General features: G+C 62.3%; 17 protein-coding genes. 6 read left to right on the top strand and 11 right to left on the bottom strand.

The window, feature by feature from the left end:
- Together V6M90_RS15890 and adeC are read left to right on the top strand one after the other, a co-directional pair.
- Positions 1-3,162: an efflux RND transporter permease subunit gene (locus V6M90_RS15890; RefSeq protein WP_078823568.1), complete on the top strand. Its 3,162-nt coding sequence runs from the start codon at positions 1-3 to the stop codon at positions 3,160-3,162.
- Positions 3,159-4,616: an AdeC/AdeK/OprM family multidrug efflux complex outer membrane factor gene (adeC, locus tag V6M90_RS15885; RefSeq protein WP_332846756.1), complete on the top strand. Its 1,458-nt coding sequence runs from the start codon at positions 3,159-3,161 to the stop codon at positions 4,614-4,616. The genes V6M90_RS15890 and adeC overlap by 4 nt, the downstream gene beginning before the upstream one ends.
- Positions 4,617-4,748: 132 nt before the next feature.
- Here adeC and V6M90_RS15880 read toward each other — a convergent pair whose 3' ends face one another.
- On the bottom strand, positions 4,749-5,690 hold the full coding sequence (locus V6M90_RS15880) for a hypothetical protein (RefSeq protein ID WP_332846755.1): 942 nt from the start codon (positions 5,688-5,690) through the stop codon (positions 4,749-4,751).
- Between the two features lie 205 nt (positions 5,691-5,895).
- On the opposite strand from V6M90_RS15880, the gene V6M90_RS15875 reads away from it, so the two are divergent.
- The 4 genes from V6M90_RS15875 to V6M90_RS15860 all read left to right on the top strand — a co-directional run bounded on the left by V6M90_RS15875 (position 5,896) and on the right by V6M90_RS15860 (position 11,590).
- Positions 5,896-7,593, top strand: coding sequence for a molecular chaperone HscC (locus V6M90_RS15875; RefSeq protein ID WP_078823567.1), 1,698 nt, complete (start codon positions 5,896-5,898; stop codon positions 7,591-7,593).
- 11 nt (positions 7,594-7,604) lie between these two features.
- Positions 7,605-9,218, top strand: coding sequence for a J domain-containing protein (locus V6M90_RS15870; RefSeq protein WP_332846754.1), 1,614 nt, complete (start codon positions 7,605-7,607; stop codon positions 9,216-9,218).
- 137 nt (positions 9,219-9,355) lie between these two features.
- Positions 9,356-10,606, top strand: coding sequence for an OprD family porin (locus V6M90_RS15865; RefSeq protein WP_003172403.1), 1,251 nt, complete (start codon positions 9,356-9,358; stop codon positions 10,604-10,606).
- An 84-nt stretch (positions 10,607-10,690) separates the two neighbouring features.
- The gene (locus V6M90_RS15860) at positions 10,691-11,590 is read left to right on the top strand and encodes a polysaccharide deacetylase family protein (protein ID WP_003172402.1); all 900 of its coding nucleotides are present in this window, start codon (positions 10,691-10,693) and stop codon (positions 11,588-11,590) included.
- A gap of 70 nt (positions 11,591-11,660) precedes the next feature.
- Here V6M90_RS15860 and pcaC read toward each other — a convergent pair whose 3' ends face one another.
- The 10 genes from pcaC to V6M90_RS15810 all read right to left on the bottom strand — a co-directional run bounded on the left by pcaC (position 11,661) and on the right by V6M90_RS15810 (position 21,306).
- Entirely contained in the window at positions 11,661-12,056 is a 396-nt protein-coding gene (gene pcaC, locus V6M90_RS15855; protein WP_332846753.1) for a 4-carboxymuconolactone decarboxylase, read from the bottom strand.
- A gap of 10 nt (positions 12,057-12,066) precedes the next feature.
- Positions 12,067-12,858 (bottom strand): 3-oxoadipate enol-lactonase, encoded by a 792-nt coding sequence (gene pcaD, locus V6M90_RS15850; RefSeq protein WP_141064243.1) that lies wholly within the window; start codon positions 12,856-12,858, stop codon positions 12,067-12,069.
- 10 nt (positions 12,859-12,868) lie between these two features.
- Entirely contained in the window at positions 12,869-14,233 is a 1,365-nt protein-coding gene (locus V6M90_RS15845; protein ID WP_332846752.1) for a 3-carboxy-cis,cis-muconate cycloisomerase, read from the bottom strand.
- A 10-nt stretch (positions 14,234-14,243) separates the two neighbouring features.
- On the bottom strand, positions 14,244-15,539 hold the full coding sequence (locus tag V6M90_RS15840) for an MFS family transporter (protein ID WP_003172398.1): 1,296 nt from the start codon (positions 15,537-15,539) through the stop codon (positions 14,244-14,246).
- 137 nt (positions 15,540-15,676) lie between these two features.
- On the bottom strand, positions 15,677-16,243 hold the full coding sequence (gene pcaG, locus V6M90_RS15835; protein WP_332846751.1) for a protocatechuate 3,4-dioxygenase subunit alpha: 567 nt from the start codon (positions 16,241-16,243) through the stop codon (positions 15,677-15,679).
- A gap of 1 nt (position 16,244) precedes the next feature.
- Entirely contained in the window at positions 16,245-16,949 is a 705-nt protein-coding gene (gene pcaH, locus V6M90_RS15830; RefSeq protein ID WP_003172396.1) for a protocatechuate 3,4-dioxygenase subunit beta, read from the bottom strand.
- A gap of 17 nt (positions 16,950-16,966) precedes the next feature.
- A complete protein-coding gene (gene pcaF, locus V6M90_RS15825; RefSeq protein WP_181408622.1) occupies positions 16,967-18,169 on the bottom strand; it encodes a 3-oxoadipyl-CoA thiolase in 1,203 nt (400 codons plus the stop codon).
- Positions 18,166-18,945 (bottom strand): CoA-transferase subunit beta, encoded by a 780-nt coding sequence (locus tag V6M90_RS15820; RefSeq protein WP_003172394.1) that lies wholly within the window; start codon positions 18,943-18,945, stop codon positions 18,166-18,168. The genes pcaF and V6M90_RS15820 overlap by 4 nt, the downstream gene beginning before the upstream one ends.
- On the bottom strand, positions 18,945-19,802 hold the full coding sequence (locus V6M90_RS15815; protein WP_003172393.1) for a CoA transferase subunit A: 858 nt from the start codon (positions 19,800-19,802) through the stop codon (positions 18,945-18,947). Before V6M90_RS15815 ends, V6M90_RS15820 begins: the two co-directional genes overlap by 1 nt.
- Positions 19,803-19,965: 163 nt before the next feature.
- Positions 19,966-21,306, bottom strand: a complete 1,341-nt coding sequence (locus V6M90_RS15810) for an MFS transporter (RefSeq protein WP_078731926.1) — start codon at positions 21,304-21,306, stop codon at positions 19,966-19,968.
- Between the last annotated feature and the right edge of the window lie 6 nt (positions 21,307-21,312).

Here is a 21,312-nt window from a genome sequence, read left to right as displayed (position 1 = left end):
ATGTCGAAATTTTTTATCGACCGTCCCATTTTCGCCTGGGTAATTGCCCTGGTGATCATGCTGGTCGGGACACTGTCGATCCTGAAGTTGCCCATCAACCAGTACCCGGCCATCGCGCCGACCGCTATTGATATCCAGGTGACCTACCCAGGCGCGTCCGCACAAACCGTGCAGGACACCGTGGTGCAGGTCATCGAGCAACAGCTCAACGGTATCGACAACCTGCGTTATGTCGCCTCGGACAGTAACTCCGACGGCAGCATGACCATCACCGCGACGTTCAACCAGGGTACCAACCCGGACATCGCCCAGGTCCAGGTGCAGAACAAGCTGAACCTGGCGACCCCACTGCTGCCTCAAGAAGTGCAGCAGCAGGGTATCCGCGTGACCAAGTCGGTGAAGAACTTCCTGATGGTGATCGGTCTGGTGTCGGAAGACGGCAGCATGACCAAGGACGACCTGTCCAACTACATCGTGTCCAACATCCAGGACCCGATTTCCCGTACAGCGGGTGTCGGTGACTTTCAGGTATTCGGTTCGCAGTACGCCATGCGTATCTGGCTGGACCCGGCCAAGCTGAACAACTACCAGTTGACACCGGTCGACGTCAGCACCGCCATTTCCGCGCAGAACGTGCAGGTGGCCACCGGCCAATTGGGTGGCCTGCCCGCCCTGCCCGGCACCCAGTTGAACGCAACCATCATCGGCAAGACTCGCCTGCAAACCGCAGAAGAGTTCGGCAAGATCCTGATGAAGGTCAACGCCGATGGCTCGCAGGTTCGCCTGCGTGACATCTCGCGTATCGAACTGGGCGGCCAGAACTACAGCATCAGTGCGCAGTTCAACGGCAAGCCGGCTTCGGGCATGGCGATCAAACTGGCCTCGGGCGCCAACGCCCTGGACACCGCCAAGGCCATCCGGGCCACCGTGGCGTCCCTGGAGCCGTTCTTCCCGCCAGGCATGAAAGCCGTGGTGCCGTATGACACCACACCGGTGGTGACCGAATCGATCTCCGGCGTGGTACACACCCTGGTCGAAGCGATCGTGCTGGTGTTCCTGGTGATGTTCCTGTTCCTGCAGAACTTCCGCGCCACCATCATCACCACCATGACGGTACCGGTGGTATTGCTGGGTACCTTCGGGATCCTGGCAGCGTTCGGTTTCACCATCAACACCCTGACCATGTTCGGCATGATCCTGGCCATCGGCTTGCTGGTGGACGATGCCATCGTGGTGGTGGAAAACGTCGAGCGGGTGATGGCCGAGGAGCACCTGTCGCCCAAAGAAGCCACGGTCAAGTCCATGGGCCAGATCCAGGGCGCCCTGGTGGGTATTGCGCTGGTACTGTCGGCGGTATTGCTGCCGATGGCGTTCTTCGGTGGTTCCACCGGTGTGATCTACAAACAGTTCTCCATCACCATCGTTTCGGCCATGGCGCTGTCGGTACTGGTTGCCCTGATCTTCACCCCGGCCTTGTGCGCCACCATGCTCAAGCCGATCGACCCTGAGAAGCACGGCCAACCCAAGCGTGGTTTCTTCGGCTGGTTCAACCGCACCTTCGACCGTGGCGTTATCAGCTACGAGCGCGGCGTGGGCAACATGATCAAGCACAAGTACCCGGCGTTCTTTGTGTACCTGATCATCTTTGTCGGCATGATCTGGCTGTTCACCCGCATTCCAAGCGCGTTCCTGCCCGAGGAAGACCAGGGTGTGATCTTCGCCCAGGTACAGACCCCGGTCGGTTCTTCGGCTGAACGTACGCAAAAAGTCATCGACGACATGCGTGCTTTCCTGCTCAACGACAAGGAAGGCGAACCCGGAGAGGGCAAGGCCGTGAAATCGGTGTTTACCGTCAACGGCTTCAACTTCGCCGGTCGCGGCCAGAGCTCGGGCCTTGCGTTCGTGATGCTCAAGCCATGGGATGAGCGCGACGCTTCGCAGTCGGTATTCGAAGTGGCCAAGCGTGCCCAGGGTTACTTCTTCGGGGCCTTCAAGGACGCCATGGTCTTTGCCATCGTGCCGCCTTCGGTTCTGGAATTGGGTAACGCCACCGGCTTCGACGTGTTCCTGCAGGACCAGGGCGGTGTCGGCCACGAAAAACTGATGCAAGCGCGCAACCAGTTCCTCGGCATGGCCGCCCAGAGCAAGATCCTGGCCGGTGTGCGCCCCAACGGCGTGAACGATGAGCCGCAGTACGAACTCACCGTCGACGACGAGAAGGCCAGTGCCCAAGGCATTACGCTGTCGAGCATCAACCAGACCCTGGCGATTGCCCTGGGTGGCAGCTACGTCAACGACTTCATCGACCGTGGCCGTGTGAAGAAAGTGTACGTGCAGGGCGACGCCGCCAGCCGGATGTCCCCGGAAGACCTGAACAAGTGGTTCGTACGCAGCGACTCCGGGAAGATGGTGCCCCTGTCGGCCATTTCTTCGGGCAAGTGGATCTACGGTTCGCCCAAGCTCTCGCGCTACAACGGTGTTGCGGCGATGGAAATCCTCGGTACCCCGGCACCGGGCTACAGTACCGGTGATGCCATGGCCGAAGTCGAACGCATCGCCAAGCAATTGCCGGCGGGCGTGGGCTATGCCTGGACGGGTCTGTCGTACGAGGAACGTCTGTCCGGCTCCCAGGCGCCTGCGCTGTATGCCCTGTCGCTGCTGGTGGTGTTCCTGTGTCTCGCGGCGCTGTACGAAAGCTGGTCGATCCCGATCGCGGTGGTACTGGTAGTGCCGTTGGGTGTGGTGGGTGCGTTGATCGCCACCAGCCTGCGCGGCCTGTCCAACGACGTGTTCTTCCAGGTGGGCTTGTTGGTGACGGTGGGCCTGGCGGCGAAAAACGCCATCCTGATCGTCGAGTTCGCCAAAGAACTGCATGAACAAGGCAAAGGCATCGTCGAGTCGGCCATCGAAGCATCCCGCATGCGTCTGCGCCCGATCATCATGACCTCCATGGCGTTCGTGCTCGGCGTACTGCCGCTGGCGATCTCCTCGGGCGCCGGTTCCGGCAGCCAGCACGCCATCGGTACCGGCGTGATTGGCGGTATGATCACGGCCACTGTCCTGGCAATCTTCTGGGTGCCACTGTTCTTTGCAACCGTGTCCGCCGCAGGCGAGCGTAAACAGACTGAACCCAAGCACACTCCTAAAGAGGCTGGCCAATGAGCAAGTCGCTACTTTCCTTAGCCGTCACGGCATTCGTGCTCAGTGGCTGCTCGCTGATACCTGACTATCAGCGCCCCGAAGCGCCGGTGGCGGCGCAGTTCCCGCAAGGCCCGGCGTATTCGTCGGCCCAGGCGCCGAACCAGACCGCCACCGAGCAGGGCTGGAAGCAGTTTTTCCATGACCCCGCACTGCAACAGCTGATCCAGACCGCGCTGGTGAACAACCGCGACCTGCGTGTCGCGGCCCTCAACATCGACGCGTATGCCGCGCAGTACCAGATCCAGCGCGCCGACCTGTTCCCGGCCGTCTCGGCCACGGGCAACGGCAGTCGTTCGCGTACGCCGGCCAAGCTGTCGCAGTCCGGTCAGGCGACCATCGCCAGCCAGTACTCGGCGGGCCTGGGGATCAGTTCCTACGAGCTGGACCTGTTCGGCCGCGTGCGCAGCCTGAGTGAAGAAGCACTGCAAAAGTACTTCGCCACTGAAGAAGCGCGGCGCAGCACCCAGATCAGCCTGGTAGCCAGTGTGGCCAACGCCTATCTGACCTGGCAGGCGGACAAGGAACTGCTCAAGCTCACCCAGGACACCCTGGGCGCTTACGAACAGAGCTTCAAGCTGACCTCGCGCAGCAACGAAGTCGGCGTGGCCTCGGCCCTCGACCTGAGCCAGGCGCGTACCTCGGTGGAAAACGCCCGGGTCGCCCTGGCGCGCTATACCCGTCAGGTGGCCCAGGACGAAAACAGCCTGACCCTGCTGCTGGGCACTGGCCTGCCGGCCAATATCGCCAGCAAGCCGCTGTCGGATGACCTGCTCAGTGAAGTGCCGGCCGGGTTGCCGTCGGACCTGTTGCAACGTCGCCCCGACATCGTGCAGGCCGAGTACAACCTCAAGGCGGCCAACGCCAACATCGGCGCGGCCCGTGCCGCGTTCTTCCCGAGCATCAGCCTGACGGCCAGCGCCGGCACCGCCAGCCCGACACTGGGCGGCCTGTTCAAGGGCGGCTCGGGCACCTGGTCGTTCGCGCCGCAGATCAACATCCCGATCTTCAACGCCGGTAGCCTGCGCGCCAGCCTGGACTACTCGAAGATCCAGAAAGAGATCAACGTGGCCAACTACGAGAAGGCTATCCAGACCGGCTTCCAGGAAGTTTCCGACGGCCTCGCCGCGCGTGAGACCTACAAGCAGCAACTGGATGCCCAGCGTGGCTTCGTCGCGGCCAACCAGGATTACTACCGCCTGGCCGAGCGCCGCTACCGCATCGGGGTCGACAGCAACCTGACCTTCCTCGACGCCCAGCGCCAACTGTTCAGTGCCCAGCAATCGCTGATCACCGACCGCCTGGCGCAGCTGACCGCCGAGGTCAACCTGTACAAGGCCCTCGGCGGCGGCTGGAACGAGCAGACCGCACGGAACGAGCCACAGAAAGAGCAGGCGCCAGAGCTGAAGTTGTTCTGATAGCAGCGCTGTAAACAAAAAACCGCTTCCAGGCCAGGAAGCGGTTTTTTTATGCATCGCCATTTATTCACAACGTCCGGCTGCAACAGGTTGACCGGCTAAAAGGCCCCACTTGAAAAGCACAGGCTCAGGCTAAGGTTTCATGCCAACGTGACTCGCTTGAGCCTGGAAGGTATAGCCCGCAATTTCATAATTGATTGGGTTCCCTTGCGGGTCGTAGACAATGAGTGAGAAATTAAAGGAGCCGTTAAACCAAAACCCCTCATTTGAATCCCCGGCATACCTGACCCGCAACGTACCCTTGGGATCTGAAACGCGCTCGAACTCAGGGTTCAAGTAAAAGTAAACCTCGACACTACCAGGCTCCCCATCAGGCCCTGTGATCGGATAGTTGGTATCAGATTTCAACCCGCCCCCTCGAAACGTGAGAGTCGCTCGGTCACTGTCATCAGGCGGCGTGCACTTTATAGAATAAGTATCGTCCGGGAAGAGCAAAAAGTTAATCTTACTGAGATTAAGATCTTCAACATGGTCATCACCCGTTACCCTGATCCAGCAAATACTGGGGACATCCTCATCGACAGCGCGAGGTGTATAGACGAACAGGCCTTCTGCTGCGCCTTTGTCCGTCAGCAAGGATGTAAACTCAAGGACATGGCAAACAACGTCTATCGTTCCCATGTCACGCGACTCAAAGTAGATTGAAAAGTGCAGGCGTATATCTATCTGGCCGCCTCTGCAGTCAAGGCGCTCAACCGTCAAGGCGCCTGTATAGTCCGCGGGAAAGTATCCGATGTATTCTTCCAAGGCAAAAGCGGCCTTGATGCCTGGATCTTGTGGTCCAATCGGATAGGTCTGGCCTGCTCTCAACGTTGTTGCCCGCAGAGTCAGTTCATTTTTCGAACTAGGGTTATCCTTGAAACCTAACTTTATCGAAAATTCTGAATTCTCCTTATAGATCAGCTCAACCTTGTCGAACTCGACGGAAATTCTCTTTCCATCTCCATTGTTCAAATCCGCGCTAAATATATTCCGGGGTGTCAAGTGCATCCCCATCTCCGATCCAAAGCTCATGAGTGAGTCTCCGTTACACGCATCAATAGACTGCTGCCATCTCGACACTACCCCCCGTAACTCCGGCCATCTACTGTCAACCCTGACAGTAGACACCCACGCCGGAACACCTGAACCTGACGAATTAAGCGCCTTGCTTTCCCCTTAACTTTTCGGGGTAAAATTGGTCACAGATTCTTACAGACCACAGAGGGAGCTTGTCGTAATGATCGTAGGAATCGACCTGGGGACCACCAACAGCCTCGCGGCCGTCTGGCGTGGCGATGCCGCCGAACTGGTGCCCAATGCCCTGGGCCAGTTGCTCACGCCAAGCGTGGTAGGGCTGGATGATCAGGGTCGCGTGCTGGTCGGCCAGGCTGCCAAAGAGCGTCTGCATACCCACCCGCACCTGACCACATCGCTGTTCAAACGCTACATGGGCAGCGCCACCGAAGTGCGCCTGGGCGATCGTTCGTTCCGCCCCGAAGAACTCTCGGCGCTGGTGCTCAAAAGCCTCAAGGAAGACATCGAACGCACCTACGGCCATACCGTCACCGAAGCCGTGATCAGCGTGCCCGCCTACTTCAGCGACGGCCAGCGCAAGGCCACGCGCATCGCCGGTGAGCTGGCCGGGCTCAACGTCGAAAAACTGATCAACGAACCCACCGCCGCCGCCCTCGCCTACGGTCTGCATCAGCGCGACAAGGAGACCTCGTTCCTGGTGTTCGACCTCGGCGGCGGCACCTTTGACGTGTCGATCATCGAACTGTTCGACGGTGTGATGGAAGTGCGCGCCAGCGCCGGTGACAACTTCCTCGGGGGCGAAGACTTCGACACCCTGTTGCTGGAACACTTCGTCGACAGCCAGCGCACCGCCGCGGGTTTCCCACCCACCAGCAGCGTGCTGCAAGCCCTGCGCCGCGAGGCCGAGCGCGTGCGCAAAGCCCTGGGCCAGGACGACAGCGCCGACTTCACCCTGCGCGTCGACGGCCAGCAATGGGTCAAGACAATCACCCAACAGGAACTGGCCAAACTCTACACGCCGCTGCTCGAACGCCTGCGCGCGCCCATTGAACGCGCCTTGCGCGATGCACGGATTCGCGTCGGCGACCTCGATGAAATCCTGCTGGTGGGCGGCACCACGCGCATGCCGCTGGTGCGCAAACTCGCCGCCGGACTGTTCGGGCGCTTCCCGTCCATCAGCCTTGACCCCGACCAGGTGGTCGCCCACGGCGCGGCGATCCAGGCGGCGCTCAAGGCGCGTTCCGCTGCGCTTGAAGAAGTGGTGCTGACCGATGTGTGCCCCTACACCCTGGGCATCGAAACCTCGAACCAGTACGGCGGCCATATCGAAAGCGGCCATTACCTGCCGTTGATCGAACGCAACAGCAGCGTGCCGGTGAGTCGGGTCAAAAGCGTGTTTACCCTGCACGATGACCAGACCCGCGTCCTGCTGAAGATCTACCAGGGCGAAAGTCGCCTGGTCAAAGACAACATCGAGCTGGGCCAGCTGGAGATTCCGGTGCCCAAGCGCAAGGCCGGTGAAGTCGCGCTGGATGTACGTTTCACCTATGACAACAACGGCCTGCTGGAAGCCCAGGTGAATATCCCGCTGACCGGCGAGCAACATTCGTTGGTGATCGAGAACAACCCCGGCGTGCTGAACCCGCAGGAAATCCAGCAACGCCTGCAAGCCCTGGCGCAGTTGAAGGTTCACCCGCGCGACCAACAGGTCAACACCGTGCTCACCGCGCGCCTTGAACGGCTCTACCAGGAAAGCCTCGGCGATCTGCGCGAGCAGCTCGGCCACTGGGCCGCGCAATTCCAGCAGGTGCTCGATACCCAGGACGAACGCCGCATCCGTGAGGCACGCAGCGAACTGACCCGTCAACTTGAGCAGCTCGACAACGGGTTCTGGCGCTGAGGGAAAAGCACATGGAGTGTTGGGCCGTATTGCAACTGCCGGAAGATGCCGACGAGCGCACCATCAAGCGCACCTATGCGCGGTTGCTCAAAAGCTGCCGCCCGGACGACGACGCCGCAGGCTTCCAACGCCTGCGCGAAGCCTACGAGCAAGCCTTGAACGAGGCGCGCTGGCGAGCCGACGACGAGGCAGAGCAAAGCGTCGAGGCGCCGCGGGTCGAACAGGCCCACGACAACCTCGGCGACCTGGCCGAACGGATGGACGTGCGCCCCGTGAGTCCGGCGCCCTTCGACGCGCCCGCGCCCAACCCGGCGCAGGCCTTGCTCAGTGGACTCACCATCGGCAACCTCGATGAGCGCTGGGCCCAAGCGCGGCAACAGGGCTGCGCCGACGCGTTCCAGGCGGGTCTGCTGCGCCATTGTTTCGACGTGCCGGGTGAGCGCAGTGCAATCGCCGGGTGGGCGGCGCAGCATCTGGACTGGCTGACCCCATGGCAACAGGTGGCCATGACCCCCTGGCAGCATGAAGCGCTGACCGGCGAACTGTTGCAAGACTACCGCCGCGCCCTGCAGGAACTGCTGGAGCAAAAGGCCGAGCGCGAGTTCATCACCCAGCTCACTCACTGCAACAACCAGTCGTGGCTGCGGGTGTTCGACCTGCAACAGCAGTGGCAACGCATCCTCCTGCATCTGCTGCATAACACCCAATGGAGCGTCCCGCTGTTCGAACGTGTGTGCCAGGCCTTCGGCTGGGACGACCAGAAAGGCGTGTACCCGGAACCGGCGTGGATGTGGCGTGAACTGGTGTCGCGCTGCGAGCAGGAAAGCTTCTACGCCAACCTGCAAGAAAAGGCCCAGGACTTGCGACGCAACGCTGCCGATGCGTTGGCCGCGCGCCTGTTGCTGACCCCGCTGTCGGCCACGCAGCAAAAACGCATCATCGACACCTTTGGCGAAAACGAGTGGAACGCCTGCCAGCACCTGGCGCAGGTGTTGACCTGGCGCTACCCGCAACTGGCCGAACGCCTGCCCCACACCGACCTGTTCTTCTGGCGCAAATTCGTGCCGCGGCCGATCTACACCCAGGTATTTATCCGGTTGTGGGCGGTGTTCGCACTGGGCATCGGCCTGAGCATTGCCCACACAGAGACGAAATCACTGAACCTGACGGCGGTGATCATCTTCCTGCTGCTGGCGTTCGTGCCGGCCGGGATCGGCTTTCGCGTCACTCAAATGTGGGCCGGGATGAGCTCCGTCTACCGGGTTCAGGACCTGTGGCTGAGCCAGTACCTGATCCCCAAGCGCCTGAACCCCAACCAATATTGGCTGGTGATTCGCCACGGCGTACCGCAGGCAATCATGCTGGTGGCCTGCGGGTTGATGCTGGGGGTGTTGGGCATGGTCACCTATGCCGGCATGATCCTGATCAACCTGCTGCACAAAAAGCGCATCGGCCAGATGAGCCAGAAGTTCAGCGAAGGCTACCCCTGGCTCAATGGCCTGCATTGGGCATTCTGGAGCCCATGGCAAGCCGTGTTCCTGGTGGTGATGGTAGCGGTGATCGTGGCCGCCCAGCACTATTTGCCCGTCGTGCCCTGGACCCACTTCGACCTGCCCAAGCGATAGCGCAATGCCGGGCGCCAGCCCGGCAACTTGCGTTCGATCATCGCCCACAACCCGCTCTCCCCCACTTTCTTCGCCCCCGCACCGCCAAGCACCATGGCCGCCACCTGCATAACCTCAATAACAACAGGTCAGACGCCATGAGCACATTCCATCCTCGCCAGCTGTTGCTGGCTGCCGCTGTCGCCAGTGCTGCCTTGCCGGTCTTCGCCGAAGAGCACGGCTTTCTCGAAGATGCCAGCGCCAACCTCAACCTGCGCAACTTTTACATCAACCGCAACTTCACCAACCCGACCAAAACCCAGGGCGGCGCGCAGGAGTGGACGCAGAGTTTCATCCTCGACGCCAAATCCGGCTTTACCCAGGGCACGGTAGGTTTTGGTGTGGACGTTTTGGGTCTGTACTCGCTCAAGCTCGACGGCGGGCGTGGCACCGGTGGCACCCAGTTGCTGCCGTTGGACCATGACGGCCGTCCGGCGGATGAATTCGGCCGTCTCGGTGTGGCGTTCAAGGCGCGTATTTCGAAGACCGAAGTCAAGGTCGGCGAGTGGATGCCGGTGCTGCCGATCCTGCGTTCCGACGATGGCCGTTCCCTGCCGCAAACCCTGCGCGGCGGGCAGATCACCTCCAGGGAAATCGACGGCCTGACCCTCTATGGCGGCCAGTTCCGCGCCAACAGCCCGCGCGATGACAGCAGCATGAACGACCTGTCGATGACCGGTAAACCCGCGTTCACCTCAGACCGCTTCAACTTCCAGGGCGGCGAATACGCCTTCAACGACAAACGCACCCAGGTTGGCCTGTGGAATGCCCAGCTCAAGGACATCTACAGTCAGCAGTTCATCAACCTGGTCCACAGCCAGCCTCTGGGCGACTGGACCCTGGGCGCCAACCTCGGGTTCTTCTATGGCAAGGACGACGGCAGCGCCCGCGCCGGCGACCTGGACAACAAGACCTGGTCCGGCCTGTTCTCGGCCAGATACGGCGGCAACACCTTCTACGTGGGCCTGCAAAAACTCACCGGCAACAGTGCCTGGATGCGTGTCAACGGCACCAGCGGCGGCACCCTGGCCAACGACAGCTACAACTCAAGCTACGACAATGCCCAGGAGAAATCCTGGCAGTTGCGCCATGACTACAACTTCGCCGCCCTTGGCGTGCCGGGCCTGACCTTGATGAACCGTTATATCAGCGGCAGCAACGTACACACCGGCACCATCACCGACGGCAAGGAGTGGGGTCGCGAAAGCGAATTGGGCTACACCGTGCAAAGCGGCAGCCTGAAAAACCTCACCATGCGCTGGCGCAATTCCAGCATGCGGCGTGACTACAGCAACAACGAGTTCGACGAAAACCGGTTGATCGTCAGTTACCCGCTCAGTCTGCTATAAACCGGCGCGACACTTGCGGTATCGTGCGCGCCTGCCGCCGCTGGCTCTCCCGGCGGCGGCCTCTTATTCGAGCCCGCACCCACCATGAAATCCTTTGCCCTCGCATCCGCCGTGCTGGCCCTGGCCGTGAGCCTCAGTGGCTGTATCGGTGCGCCTGTCGCATTGACGCCGCAGACCGAACAACGCTTGCAAGCCCAGGCGCCGATCCGCTTTCTGCTGACCTTCGATGACGGGCCCAGCGCGTCGGGCTACAACAACCCGACCCGCTCGGTGGTCGCCGACCTGGCCAACAACCCGGTGTTGCCGGGGATCAAGGCGGTGTTCTTTTTGCAGACCGAAGCGACTCGCTCCGGCGGCAGTTCACGCGGCCGCAAGACCATGGAGCGCGAATACGCGGGCGGGCATGTGCTGGCCTTCCACACCGCCACCGCGTTTCATACCAACCACCGCTGGCTGAACGACGCCGAGCTTGAGCGCACCCTCACCCAGGGCGCCGCCGACATTGCGGCGATCACCGGTGCGCCACCGACCCTGGTGCGCCCGCCGTTCTGGAACTACGACCGCCGCACCTTCGCCGCCTATCAGCGCCATGGCATGCACGTCCTGTTGACCGATTTGAGCGCCAACGACGGCAAGATCTGGGGGTTCAACGCAAGCCCGCGCCGGCGCGCCAATCTGTATCGACAACTGTCGGTGGTGCGCGAGCATATTGCGTTGGGTGAGTTGCCGACAGTGGACGGCGTGATACCGGTGGTGGTGACCTTCCACGACATCAACCGCTACACCGCGCGGCACATGCAGGAATACCTGCAGATCCTGATGGACAGCGCCCGCATCAACGGCATGAAGACGGCGACCGAGCCGTTCTACACCGACCACGCCGCGCTGGAACGCGCGGCGCTGGCGCGGACGGTGAAGGATGTGAACGAGCAAGTGCATCTGCCGGGTGTGTGGAACTGGGTGTGGGACGCCGATTCCCACTGAGATCTACAGCCCTTGTGAAGAGCAAACATGTGGGAGGGGGCTTGCCCCCTTCCACATTTTCTAGCGTATTTCAGTCCTGGCGGGACTCCACTCCCAACTCATCCCACACCGACTCCGCCAGGTGGAACGTGGCATTCGCCGCCGGAATCCCGCAATAGATCGAGCTCTGCATCAGCACTTCCTTGATCTCGGCGCGGGTCACGCCATTGCTGGCCGCGGCGCGCAGGTGCAGCTTGAGTTCTTCGGCGCGGTTCATACCGATCAGCATCGCGATGGTGATCAGGCTGCGGGTGTGCCGAGGCAGGCCCGGGCGGGTCCAGATGTCACCCCAGGCGTGGCGGGTGATCATTTCCTGGAATTCGCTGTTGAACTCGGTCAGGGCATTGAGGCTGCGGTCGACATGGGCATCGCCCAACACCTCGCGACGGACTTGCAGGCCTTCGGCATAACGTTGTTTCTCGTCCACAAAAAGCTCCTTAACGGGCCAGCAGAAATTCAATCACCCGATCGCTGAACGCAGCACCGGCCTGGACATTCGACAGGTGGGCCGCAGGGAACTCGGCATACTCGGCGCCCTGCACACGCTGCTGGATAAAGTGGCCACCGGCAGGCGGTGTGACGGCGTCTTCAGTGCCGGCAATCACCAGGGTCGGCACCTTGATTGCAGACAGCTGCTCGCGAAAATCCGCATCGCGCACGGCCGCGCAATTGGCCGCATAGCCTTGCGGCGAGGTGGCCGCGAGCATGTCGGTGATCCGCGTGGCCTGGTGCGGATTGGCCGCGGCGAAATCGGCGGTGAACCAGCGTGCAATCGATGCATCGCGCAGCGCAACCATCGCCGCCGCGCCGTCGCGCAGTACCGTTTCGATGCGCGGGTTCCAGATGTCCGGCGTGCCGATCTTGGCGGCGGTGTTGCACACCACCAGGCGCCGCAGACGCTCGCCGGCGTTGATCCCCAGCCATTGGCCGATCAGGCCGCCCATGGACAGGCCGCAAAAGTGCGCGCGTTGAATATCCAGCGCATCCAGCAGCGCAATCACGTCGTGGCCCAACTGCTCGATGCTGTACGGCCCCTCGGTCACCAGGGATTTGCCATGACCGCGGGTATCGAAACGCAGCACGCGAAAATGCTCGGTAAAGGCCGGGACCTGCAGATCCCACATATGCAGGTCGGTGCCCAGGGAGTTGGACAGCACCAACACCGGTGCATCGACGGGTCCATCGAGTTGGTAATGCAGTTCGCCCTCGGCGAGTTGTACAAATGCCACAGTGGCCTCCTCAGGCAGTCAGTGCAAAATGTTCGGTGACCGCGCGCGTGACCCAGGTGCGCGCCTGGCCCAGGTAGTGGGCGGGGTCGAGCAGGCGGTCCAGTTCGGCCGCCGAGAGTTCGGCGGTGATCTGCGCTTCATCCGCCAGCACGGCGCGCAGGTGACGCCCCGCTGCGACGGCACGCTTGCAGCATTGCTCCAGCAGGTGGTGCGCGGTTTCACGGCCCAGGCGCTGGGCGAGCACGATACTCACCGCTTCGGCCAGCACCAGGCCCTGGGTCAGGTCGAGGTTATGCTGCATGCGCTCGGGGTCGACTTCCAACCCTTCGCTCACCAGCAGCGCCTGTTGCAACGCGCCCGAGACCAGGCGGCAAATATCCGGCAGGGTTTCCCATTCGGCATGCCACAGGCCCAGGCTGCGTTCGTGTTCCTGAGGCATGGCGCTGAACATCGTCGACACCAGGCCAGGCACGCGGGTCGCCGTGCTGATCAGTACGGCGGCGCCGACCGGGTTGCGCTTGTGCGGCATGGTGGATGAACCGCCCTTGCCCGGCGCCGACGGTTCAAACACTTCTGCCGCTTCGGTTTGCATCAGCAGGCTGATGTCCCGCCCCAGTTTGCCGAGGCTGCCGGCAATCAGGCCCAGCACGCCGGCGAACTCCACCAGGCGATCACGCTGGGTATGCCAGGGCTGTTCGGGCAGGCCCAACTGCAACTCCGCCGCCAGGGCTTCGGCCACCGGCATGGCCTGTTCACCGAGCGCCGCCAGGGTCCCGGAGGCGCCGCCGAACTGCAGCACCAGCAGGCGCGGCTTGAGTTCGGCGAGACGTTGCCGGCTGCGCGTCACCGCGCCCAGCCAACCGGCGATTTTCATACCCAGGGTGACGGGCGTCGCGTGCTGCAACCAGGTGCGCCCGGCCATTGGCACCTCGGCGTAACGCTGGGCCTGGGCGGCCAGCACGTCACCCAAACGGGCCAGGTCGGTTTCGATCAACCCCAGCGCGCGCCGCAGTTGCAGCACCAAACCAGTGTCCATCACGTCCTGGCTGGTGGCGCCCAGGTGCACATAGCGCTCGGCCCCGGCATCTTCACTGGCGATCAACTTGCCCAGCGCCTTCACCATCGGAATCGCTGAATTGCCCGCCGTGGCAATCGCGGCGCCCAGGGCATCCACGTCGTACAGCGAGGCCAGGCACGCCTGGGCAATCGGCGCGACAGCGGCCTGCGGGATCAACCCCACCCGCGCCTGCGCCCGGGCCAGCCCGGCCTCAAAATCCAGCATGCCCTGCAAACGTCCCCTGTCGCAGAACACCTCGGCCATGCTGTCGGCGGTGAAGTAGGCGTCGAACAGTTGGTTGCTCGTGCGCAGTGTCATAACTCGTCCTTTACAGATCGTGGTGCAGGTAAGCGGCCTGCTTGGGCAGGCGCAGGCTGAACAGGAAGGCCACCGCCATCATCGCCGTGACATACCAATAGAAGGTGTTTTCCATACCAATGGATTTAAGGCTCAACGCCACGACTTCCGCCGAACCGCCAAACACCGCATTCGCCACCGCATACGCCAGGCCCACGCCCAAGGCACGCACCTGAGGCGGGAACATCTCGGCTTTGACCAGCCCGCTGATCGAGGTGTAGAAACTCACGATCGCCAACGCCAGGGTGATCAATACAAAGGCCAGGAACGGGCTGCTGACGGTCTTCAGGGTCAACAGGATCGGCACCGTGAACAGAGTACCCAGGCCGGCAAACCAGAGCATTGAATTACGTCGGCCGATCTTGTCGGCCAGCATGCCGAACAGCGGCTGCATGCACATATACAAAAACAGCGCGCCGGTCATGATGTAGCTCGCGGTCTTGGCGTGCATGCCGACGGTGTTCACCAGGTACTTCTGCATATAGGTGGTAAAGGTGTAGAAAATCAGCGAGCCACCGGCGGTGTAGCCCAGCACCGTGATGAACGCCCGGCCGTGGTCGCGAAACAGCGCGACGATGCTGCCGGCGTCCTTGTCCTGGCGGATCTCCTTGCTGGTGGTTTCCTTGAGGGTGCGCCGCAGCAACAGCGAGATCAGCGCCGCCACCGCGCCGATCACGAAGGGAATCCGCCAGCCCCAGGCCCGCAGTTCTTCTTCGCTGAGGACCTGTTGCAGGATCACCACCACGAGCACCGCCAGCAGTTGCCCGCCGATCAGGGTCACGTATTGGAACGACGCGAAAAAGCCGCGCTGGCCCTTGAGCGCGACTTCACTCATGTAGGTGGCGGTGGTGCCGTATTCACCGCCCACCGACAAGCCCTGGAACAGCCGCGCCACCAGCAGCAGGGCCGGGGCCCAGGCGCCGATGTCCTTGTAGGTGGGTAAAAAGGCAATGACCAGGGAACCGGCGCACATCATCAGCACCGAGATCATCATCGAATTTTTGCGACCGTGTTTGTCGGCTACGCGGCCAAACAGCCAGCCGCCGATGGGCCGCATCAGGAACCCGGCGGCGAACACGCCGGCGGTGTTGAGCAGTTGCACCGTGGGGTCGTCAGATGGAAAAAACGCCGGGGCAAAATAGATGGCGCAGAAGGCGTAGACGTAGAAGTCGAACCATTCGACCAGGTTGCCGGAGGAGGCACCGACAATCGCAAAGATTCGTTTACTGCGTTCTTCTCCGGTGTAATGACTGGTTTTTGTGGTCATGATTTTTTCACTCAGTGGGAACGGTTATAGCCTAGACATACTTTGCAACAACCATGTTCCGCAAGCAGACTTTTGGATCTGTGTAGTCTGGGCCGGCCTCATCGGGGGCTTGCTCCCGATGGGGCCCTACAGCCAACTCAATAATCGAAAAACACCGTTTCCTTATCTGTCCCCTGCAAAATCACATTCCACTGATACACCCCATCATCCCCCGGCTTGGCAATCAGCGTACCGCGCCGCTGCGCCGGCACACACGCCAACAACGGGTCGTCCCCGTTCAGCGCTTCACCGTCAAAATAAATCCGCGTCAACAGGTGCTTGACCAAGCCCCGCGCAAACACCAGCACCACCAAATGCGGCGCCTGGGTCGTGCCCTTCAACCCCGGCACACTGCCCGGCCTGATGGTGGTAAAGCGGAAACGCCCCTCGGCATCCACCGGCACACGCCCAAACCCTTCGAAGTTGGGGTCGACGGCCTTGTCCTGCTCATCTTCGGGGTGGTCATATTTGCCGGCGGCGTTGGCCTGCCAGACTTCGAGCATGGCGTCGTTGACCGCATCGCCGTTGCCATCCACCACTTGCCCGCTGATCGCCACACGGTCACCGAGAGTGGCGGCGCTGGTCAGGTCCTCGCGGTTCAGCCAGGTCAGGCCGATGTGGTAATACGGCCCAACGGTGTGGGACGTGGTTGCGTAAAGGCTCATCTCATTTCTCCATCGGCGTGGCGTCGCGGCCGCGCAGGACGATGTCCCAGCGGTAGCCGAGGGCATAGGAAGGAATGGTTTTTTCCAGGTCAAAACGCGCGATCAGGCGTTCCTTGGCGCTGGTATCGGGCACGCAGTTGTAGATCGGGTCGTATTCCAGCAACGGGTCGCCGGGGAAATACATCTGCGTCACCAGGCGCGTCAGCACGCTGGGGCCGAACAGTGAAAAGTGGATATGCGCCGGGCGCCACGCGTTGTGGTGGTTGCCCCACGGGTAGGCGCCGGGCTTGATGGTCTGGAACTGGTACCAGCCGTCGGCGTCGGTGACGGTCCGCCCGGTGCCGGTAAAATTCGGGTCCAGCGGCGCGTCGTGCAGGTCGCGCTTGTGGTTGTAGCGACCGGCGGCGTTGGCCTGCCAGATCTCCACCAGGATGCCCGGCACCGGCAGGCCGTTTTCATCCAGCACACGGCCATGAATGATGATGCGCTCGCCCTGAGGCTCGCCTTCATGCTGGGCGGTGAGGTCGTTGTCCTTCGCATCGACACGCTCGGCGCCGATGCTCGGGCCGGTGATTTCCGACAGTGAATGCGGCAAAAACACCAACGGCTGGGACGGCGAACGCAGGTTCGTCGACTGGTAGGCCGGGTGCAGGTAATCAGGTTGGGTGCCCGCTTGCGGGCGCCGGTAACCGGGCTTGTCACTCATGGAGCGGTCCTCTCTTGTTAGATGCGTTCAATCGCCAGGGCCAGGCCTTGGCCGACGCCCACGCACATGGTCGCCAGGCCTTTGCGGCCGCCGGTTTTTTCCAACTGGTGCAAGGCGGTCAGTACCAGCCGCGCACCGCTCATGCCCAATGGGTGACCAAGGGCGATGGCGCCGCCGTTCGGGTTGACCTGCGGCGCGTCGTCGGCAATGCCCAGTTCACGCAGCACCGCCAGGCCTTGGCTGGCGAAGGCTTCGTTGAGTTCGATCACATCAAAATCAGTCACGGCCAGGCCCAGGCGCTCGACCAGTTTGCGTACCGCCGGTACCGGGCCGATGCCCATCACACGTGGCGCGACACCGGCGCTGGCCATACCCAATACTCGGGCGCGAGCGGTGAGGCCGTGCTTCTTGACGGCCTCGGCCGAGGCCAGAATCAGCGCGGCGGCGCCATCATTCACACCCGACGCGTTGCCGGCGGTGACGGTCTTGTCGGGGCCATTGACCGGCTTGAGCTTGGCCAGGGCTTCGAGGGTGGTGTCGCGTGGATGCTCATCGTGCTCCACCACGGTTTCGCCTTTTTTATGGGCGACCCGTACCGGCACGATTTCCTCGGCGAAGTAGCCGGCGGCCTGCGCGGCAGCGGTACGTTGCTGGCTGCGCAGGGCAAAGGCGTCCTGGTCGGCGCGCGAAACGTTGTAATCGTCGGCGACGTTATCGGCGGTCTGCGGCATCGCATCCACGCCGTACTGGGCTTTCATCAACGGGTTGATAAAGCGCCAGCCGATGGTGGTGTCCTCCAGCTTCATGTTGCGCGAGAACGCCGCGTCGGCCTTGCCCATCACAAACGGCGCGCGGGACATCGACTCGACGCCGCCGGCAATCGCCAGCTCCATCTCGCCACTGGCGATGGCACGGAACGCAGTGCCGACGGCGTCCATGCCCGAGGCGCACAAACGGTTGAGGGTCACACCCGGAATGCTCTCCGGCAGGCCCGCGAGCAACAGCGCCATGCGGGCGACGTTGCGGTTGTCTTCGCCGGCCTGGTTGGCGCAGCCGAGGAACACCTCGTCAACGGCCGTCCACTCCACCGACGGGTTGCGCTCCATCAGGGCCTTGATCGGCAGCGCCGCCAGGTCGTCGGCACGCACGGTGGCGAGGCCGCCGCCGAACCGGCCGATGGGGGTGCGAATGGCATCACAGATAAATACGTCGCGCATCAGGCCTCTCCTGGCGCTTGGCCATGGGCGGCGGCGGTACGGGCTTCGAGGTCACGCAAGGCCGTCAGTTCTATGTCTGTAGGTTCGGCGGTGGTGTCAACCTGGTCGGCAAAACGAATCGCCCAACCGGTGGCCGCCACGACTTGTTCGCGGGTCACGCCAGGGTGCAGCGCAGTGACCACAAATTCATGGGTGCCCTCTTCCGGCTCCATGATGCACAGGTCGGTAATAATCCCTACAGGCCCGGCACCCGGCAGGCCCAGGCGTTTGCGTGAATCGCCGCCTTCGCCGTGGCCGACGGAGGTGATGAAGTCCAGCTTGTCGACAAACGAACGCGACGACTGCTTGAGGATAATCAGCACGCTCTTGGCGGAACCGGCGATCTCCGGCGCGCCACCGGCACCCGGCAGGCGCACTTTGGGCCGATGGTAATCACCGACCACAGTGGTGTTGATATTGCCAAAACGGTCGACCTGGGCCGCGCCGAGGAACCCCACGTCAATACGCCCGCCTTGCAGCCAGTAGCGGAAGATCTCACCGGTCGGCACCACGGTGTCGGCGGTCTCCGCCAGCTCGCCGTCACCAATGGACAGCGGCAACACCGAGGGCTTGGCGCCAATCGGGCCGGACTCATAGATCAGCACCACATCGGGCGACGAGGTCAGGCGCGCCAGGTTGGCCGCTTTGGAGGGCAGGCCGATGCCGACAAAGCACACCGAGCCGTTCTTGAGGCGGCGCGCGGCGGCGACGGTCATCATTTCGTTGGTCGAGTAAGCCATTACTTGGCCTCCTGCGCGGCGGCCAGCTTGGCCTGGAATTCAGTGAAGTCGGCGGTGCCATGGATGTATGCGTTGATCCATGCGGTAAAGGTCTCACGGTCGCGGGCGATCGGGTCCCACGCCTGGTAAAAACGGTTGTCGCGCTCGTTGTAGCCGTGAGCGTAGGACGGGTGCGCGCCACCTGGCACGTGGCACACCGCAGTCAGGGCCCAGGTCGGCAACACACAGCTGTTCATCGGTGCATTCAAGTCGTCGACGATCTCTTCAACGGTCACGATGCAACGCTTGGCCGCCAGCGCCGCTTCCTTTTGCACACCGAGAATGCCCCAGAGCAGCACGTTGCCCTTGCGGTCGGCTTTCTGTGCATGGATCACCGTGACGTCCGGACGCACCGACGGCACCGCCGCAAGCACTTCGCCAGTAAACGGGCAGGTCACGCTTTTGATCAGCGGGTTGACCTTGGGCAGGTCGGAACCGGCGTAGGCACGCAGCACCGCGAACGGCAAGCCCGAGGCGCCGGCGACATAGGCATTGGCCAGATCGGCATGGCTGTGCTCTTCGATTTCCAGCGGTTGCGGCCATTGCTTTTCGACCGCGTCACGCAGCCGGTGCAGGGAGCCCACACCTGGGTTGCCGCCCCAGGAGAAAATCAACTTGCGTGCGCAGCCGGCACCGATCAACTGGTCGTAGATCAGGTCGGGCGTCATGCGCACCAACGTCAGGTCTTTCTTGCCCTGACGGATGATTTCATGACCTGCGGCCGTAGGGATCAGGTGGGTGAAGCCTTCGAGGGCGACGGTATCGCCATCGTTCACAAATCGCTTCACCGCGTCGCGCAGCGCAAGAATTTCAGCCATGGGGTCGGGCTCCCGGTGTTGTTCGAAAAAGGCGCTGAGAGGGCGCCGAAGTGCTTGCAGATTAAGCCGGGCAAATGGGTCAAACAATCCGATAATCGACTAACCGTTCGATTATCGAACCGATTGTTGTCTAGCTACTCACTTGGGCGAACTCGGTCAGGCTTCAGGTTGCGTCGGCGTGGCTGACCATGCCTTTGATGACCACTGCTGTGGTGGCCAACGCCGCCGGAATCACCAGAGCGGTGAGCACCTGCTCGAAGTTCCAGCCCAGGCCGAGCAAGGTGGCGCCCATCCACGCGCCAAGAATCGCACCGAAGCGGCCGATGCCGAGCATCCACGACACGCCGGTGGCGCGGCCCTGGGTCGGGTAGAAACGGGCCGCCAGGGAAGGCATCGCCGATTGCGCGCCGTTGACGCACATCCCGGCGATCAGCACCAGGGTCGCCAGTAGCGTGATGTTGCCCAGGCTCTGCCCTACCGCGTAGGCAAACACCCCGGCCAGCAGGTAGAAAGCGCCGATCACCTTGTGAGGGTTGAACCGGTCCATCGCCCAACCCACGCCGACCGCACTCAACACGCCACCAAACTGGAACAACGCACCGATAAACGCGGCCTGCTCCATGCTGGCGCCGCTGTCCCGCATCAGCGTCGGCAGCCAACTGGTGAGCAGGTAAACAATCACCAGGCCCATAAAATAGGTGAGCCACAGCAACAAGGTGCCGGCGCTGTAGGTGCCGGAGAAAATCACCGCGAACACGTTGCGTGCCTTGACGGTTTTTTGCTCGGGCACACTGAAGTCGGTGGCTTGGGCGACGATAGTGGGCTCGATGGGTGACAGCGTTTTGCGCACTTTGTCCGTGCCGCGATTGCGCACCACCAGGTAGCGCGCCGACTCCGGCAGCCACACCAGCAGCACCACGGCCAGGATCAATGGCAGGATGCCGCCGATCAGCAGCAGGCTGTGCCAGCCGAACGCAGGGATCAGCTTGGCTGAGATAAACCCACCACCGGCCATGCCCAAGTTGAAACCGCAGAACATGCTGGTCACCAGCAGTGACTTGTGACGTTCGGGGGTGTATTCGGACAGCAGCGTGGTGGCGTTGGGCATCCCGGCCCCCAGGCCCAGCCCGGTGAGGAAGCGCAGCACCAACAGTTGATCGACATTGCTGCTGTAGGCCGACGCCAGGCTGAACGCGCCAAACACCAGCACCGCCCCCACCAGCACGACTTTGCGACCAAAGCGGTCGGCCAGCGGGCCGGAACCCAGTGCGCCAAATACCATGCCGATCAACGCGGCGCTCATCACCGGGCCGAGGCTGGCGCGGTCGATGCCCCAGTCCTGGGACAGGGCAGGCGCGATAAAGCCCATGGCGGCGGTATCCAGGCCATCGAGGAACACAATCAGGAAACACAGAATCACCACACGCCACTGGTAGCGCGACAGTGGCTGGGCATTGATAAAGGACTGCACGTCCAGGGGGGCACCGACAGAAGGTTGATTCATTGTTTT

It is taken from the genome of Pseudomonas lactucae (assembly GCF_036688725.1).
Lineage (GTDB): Bacteria > Pseudomonadota > Gammaproteobacteria > Pseudomonadales > Pseudomonadaceae > Aquipseudomonas > Aquipseudomonas lactucae.
The sequence above is the reverse complement of the archived record's forward strand: the minus strand, read 5'-3'. Positions and strand labels throughout refer to the sequence as shown.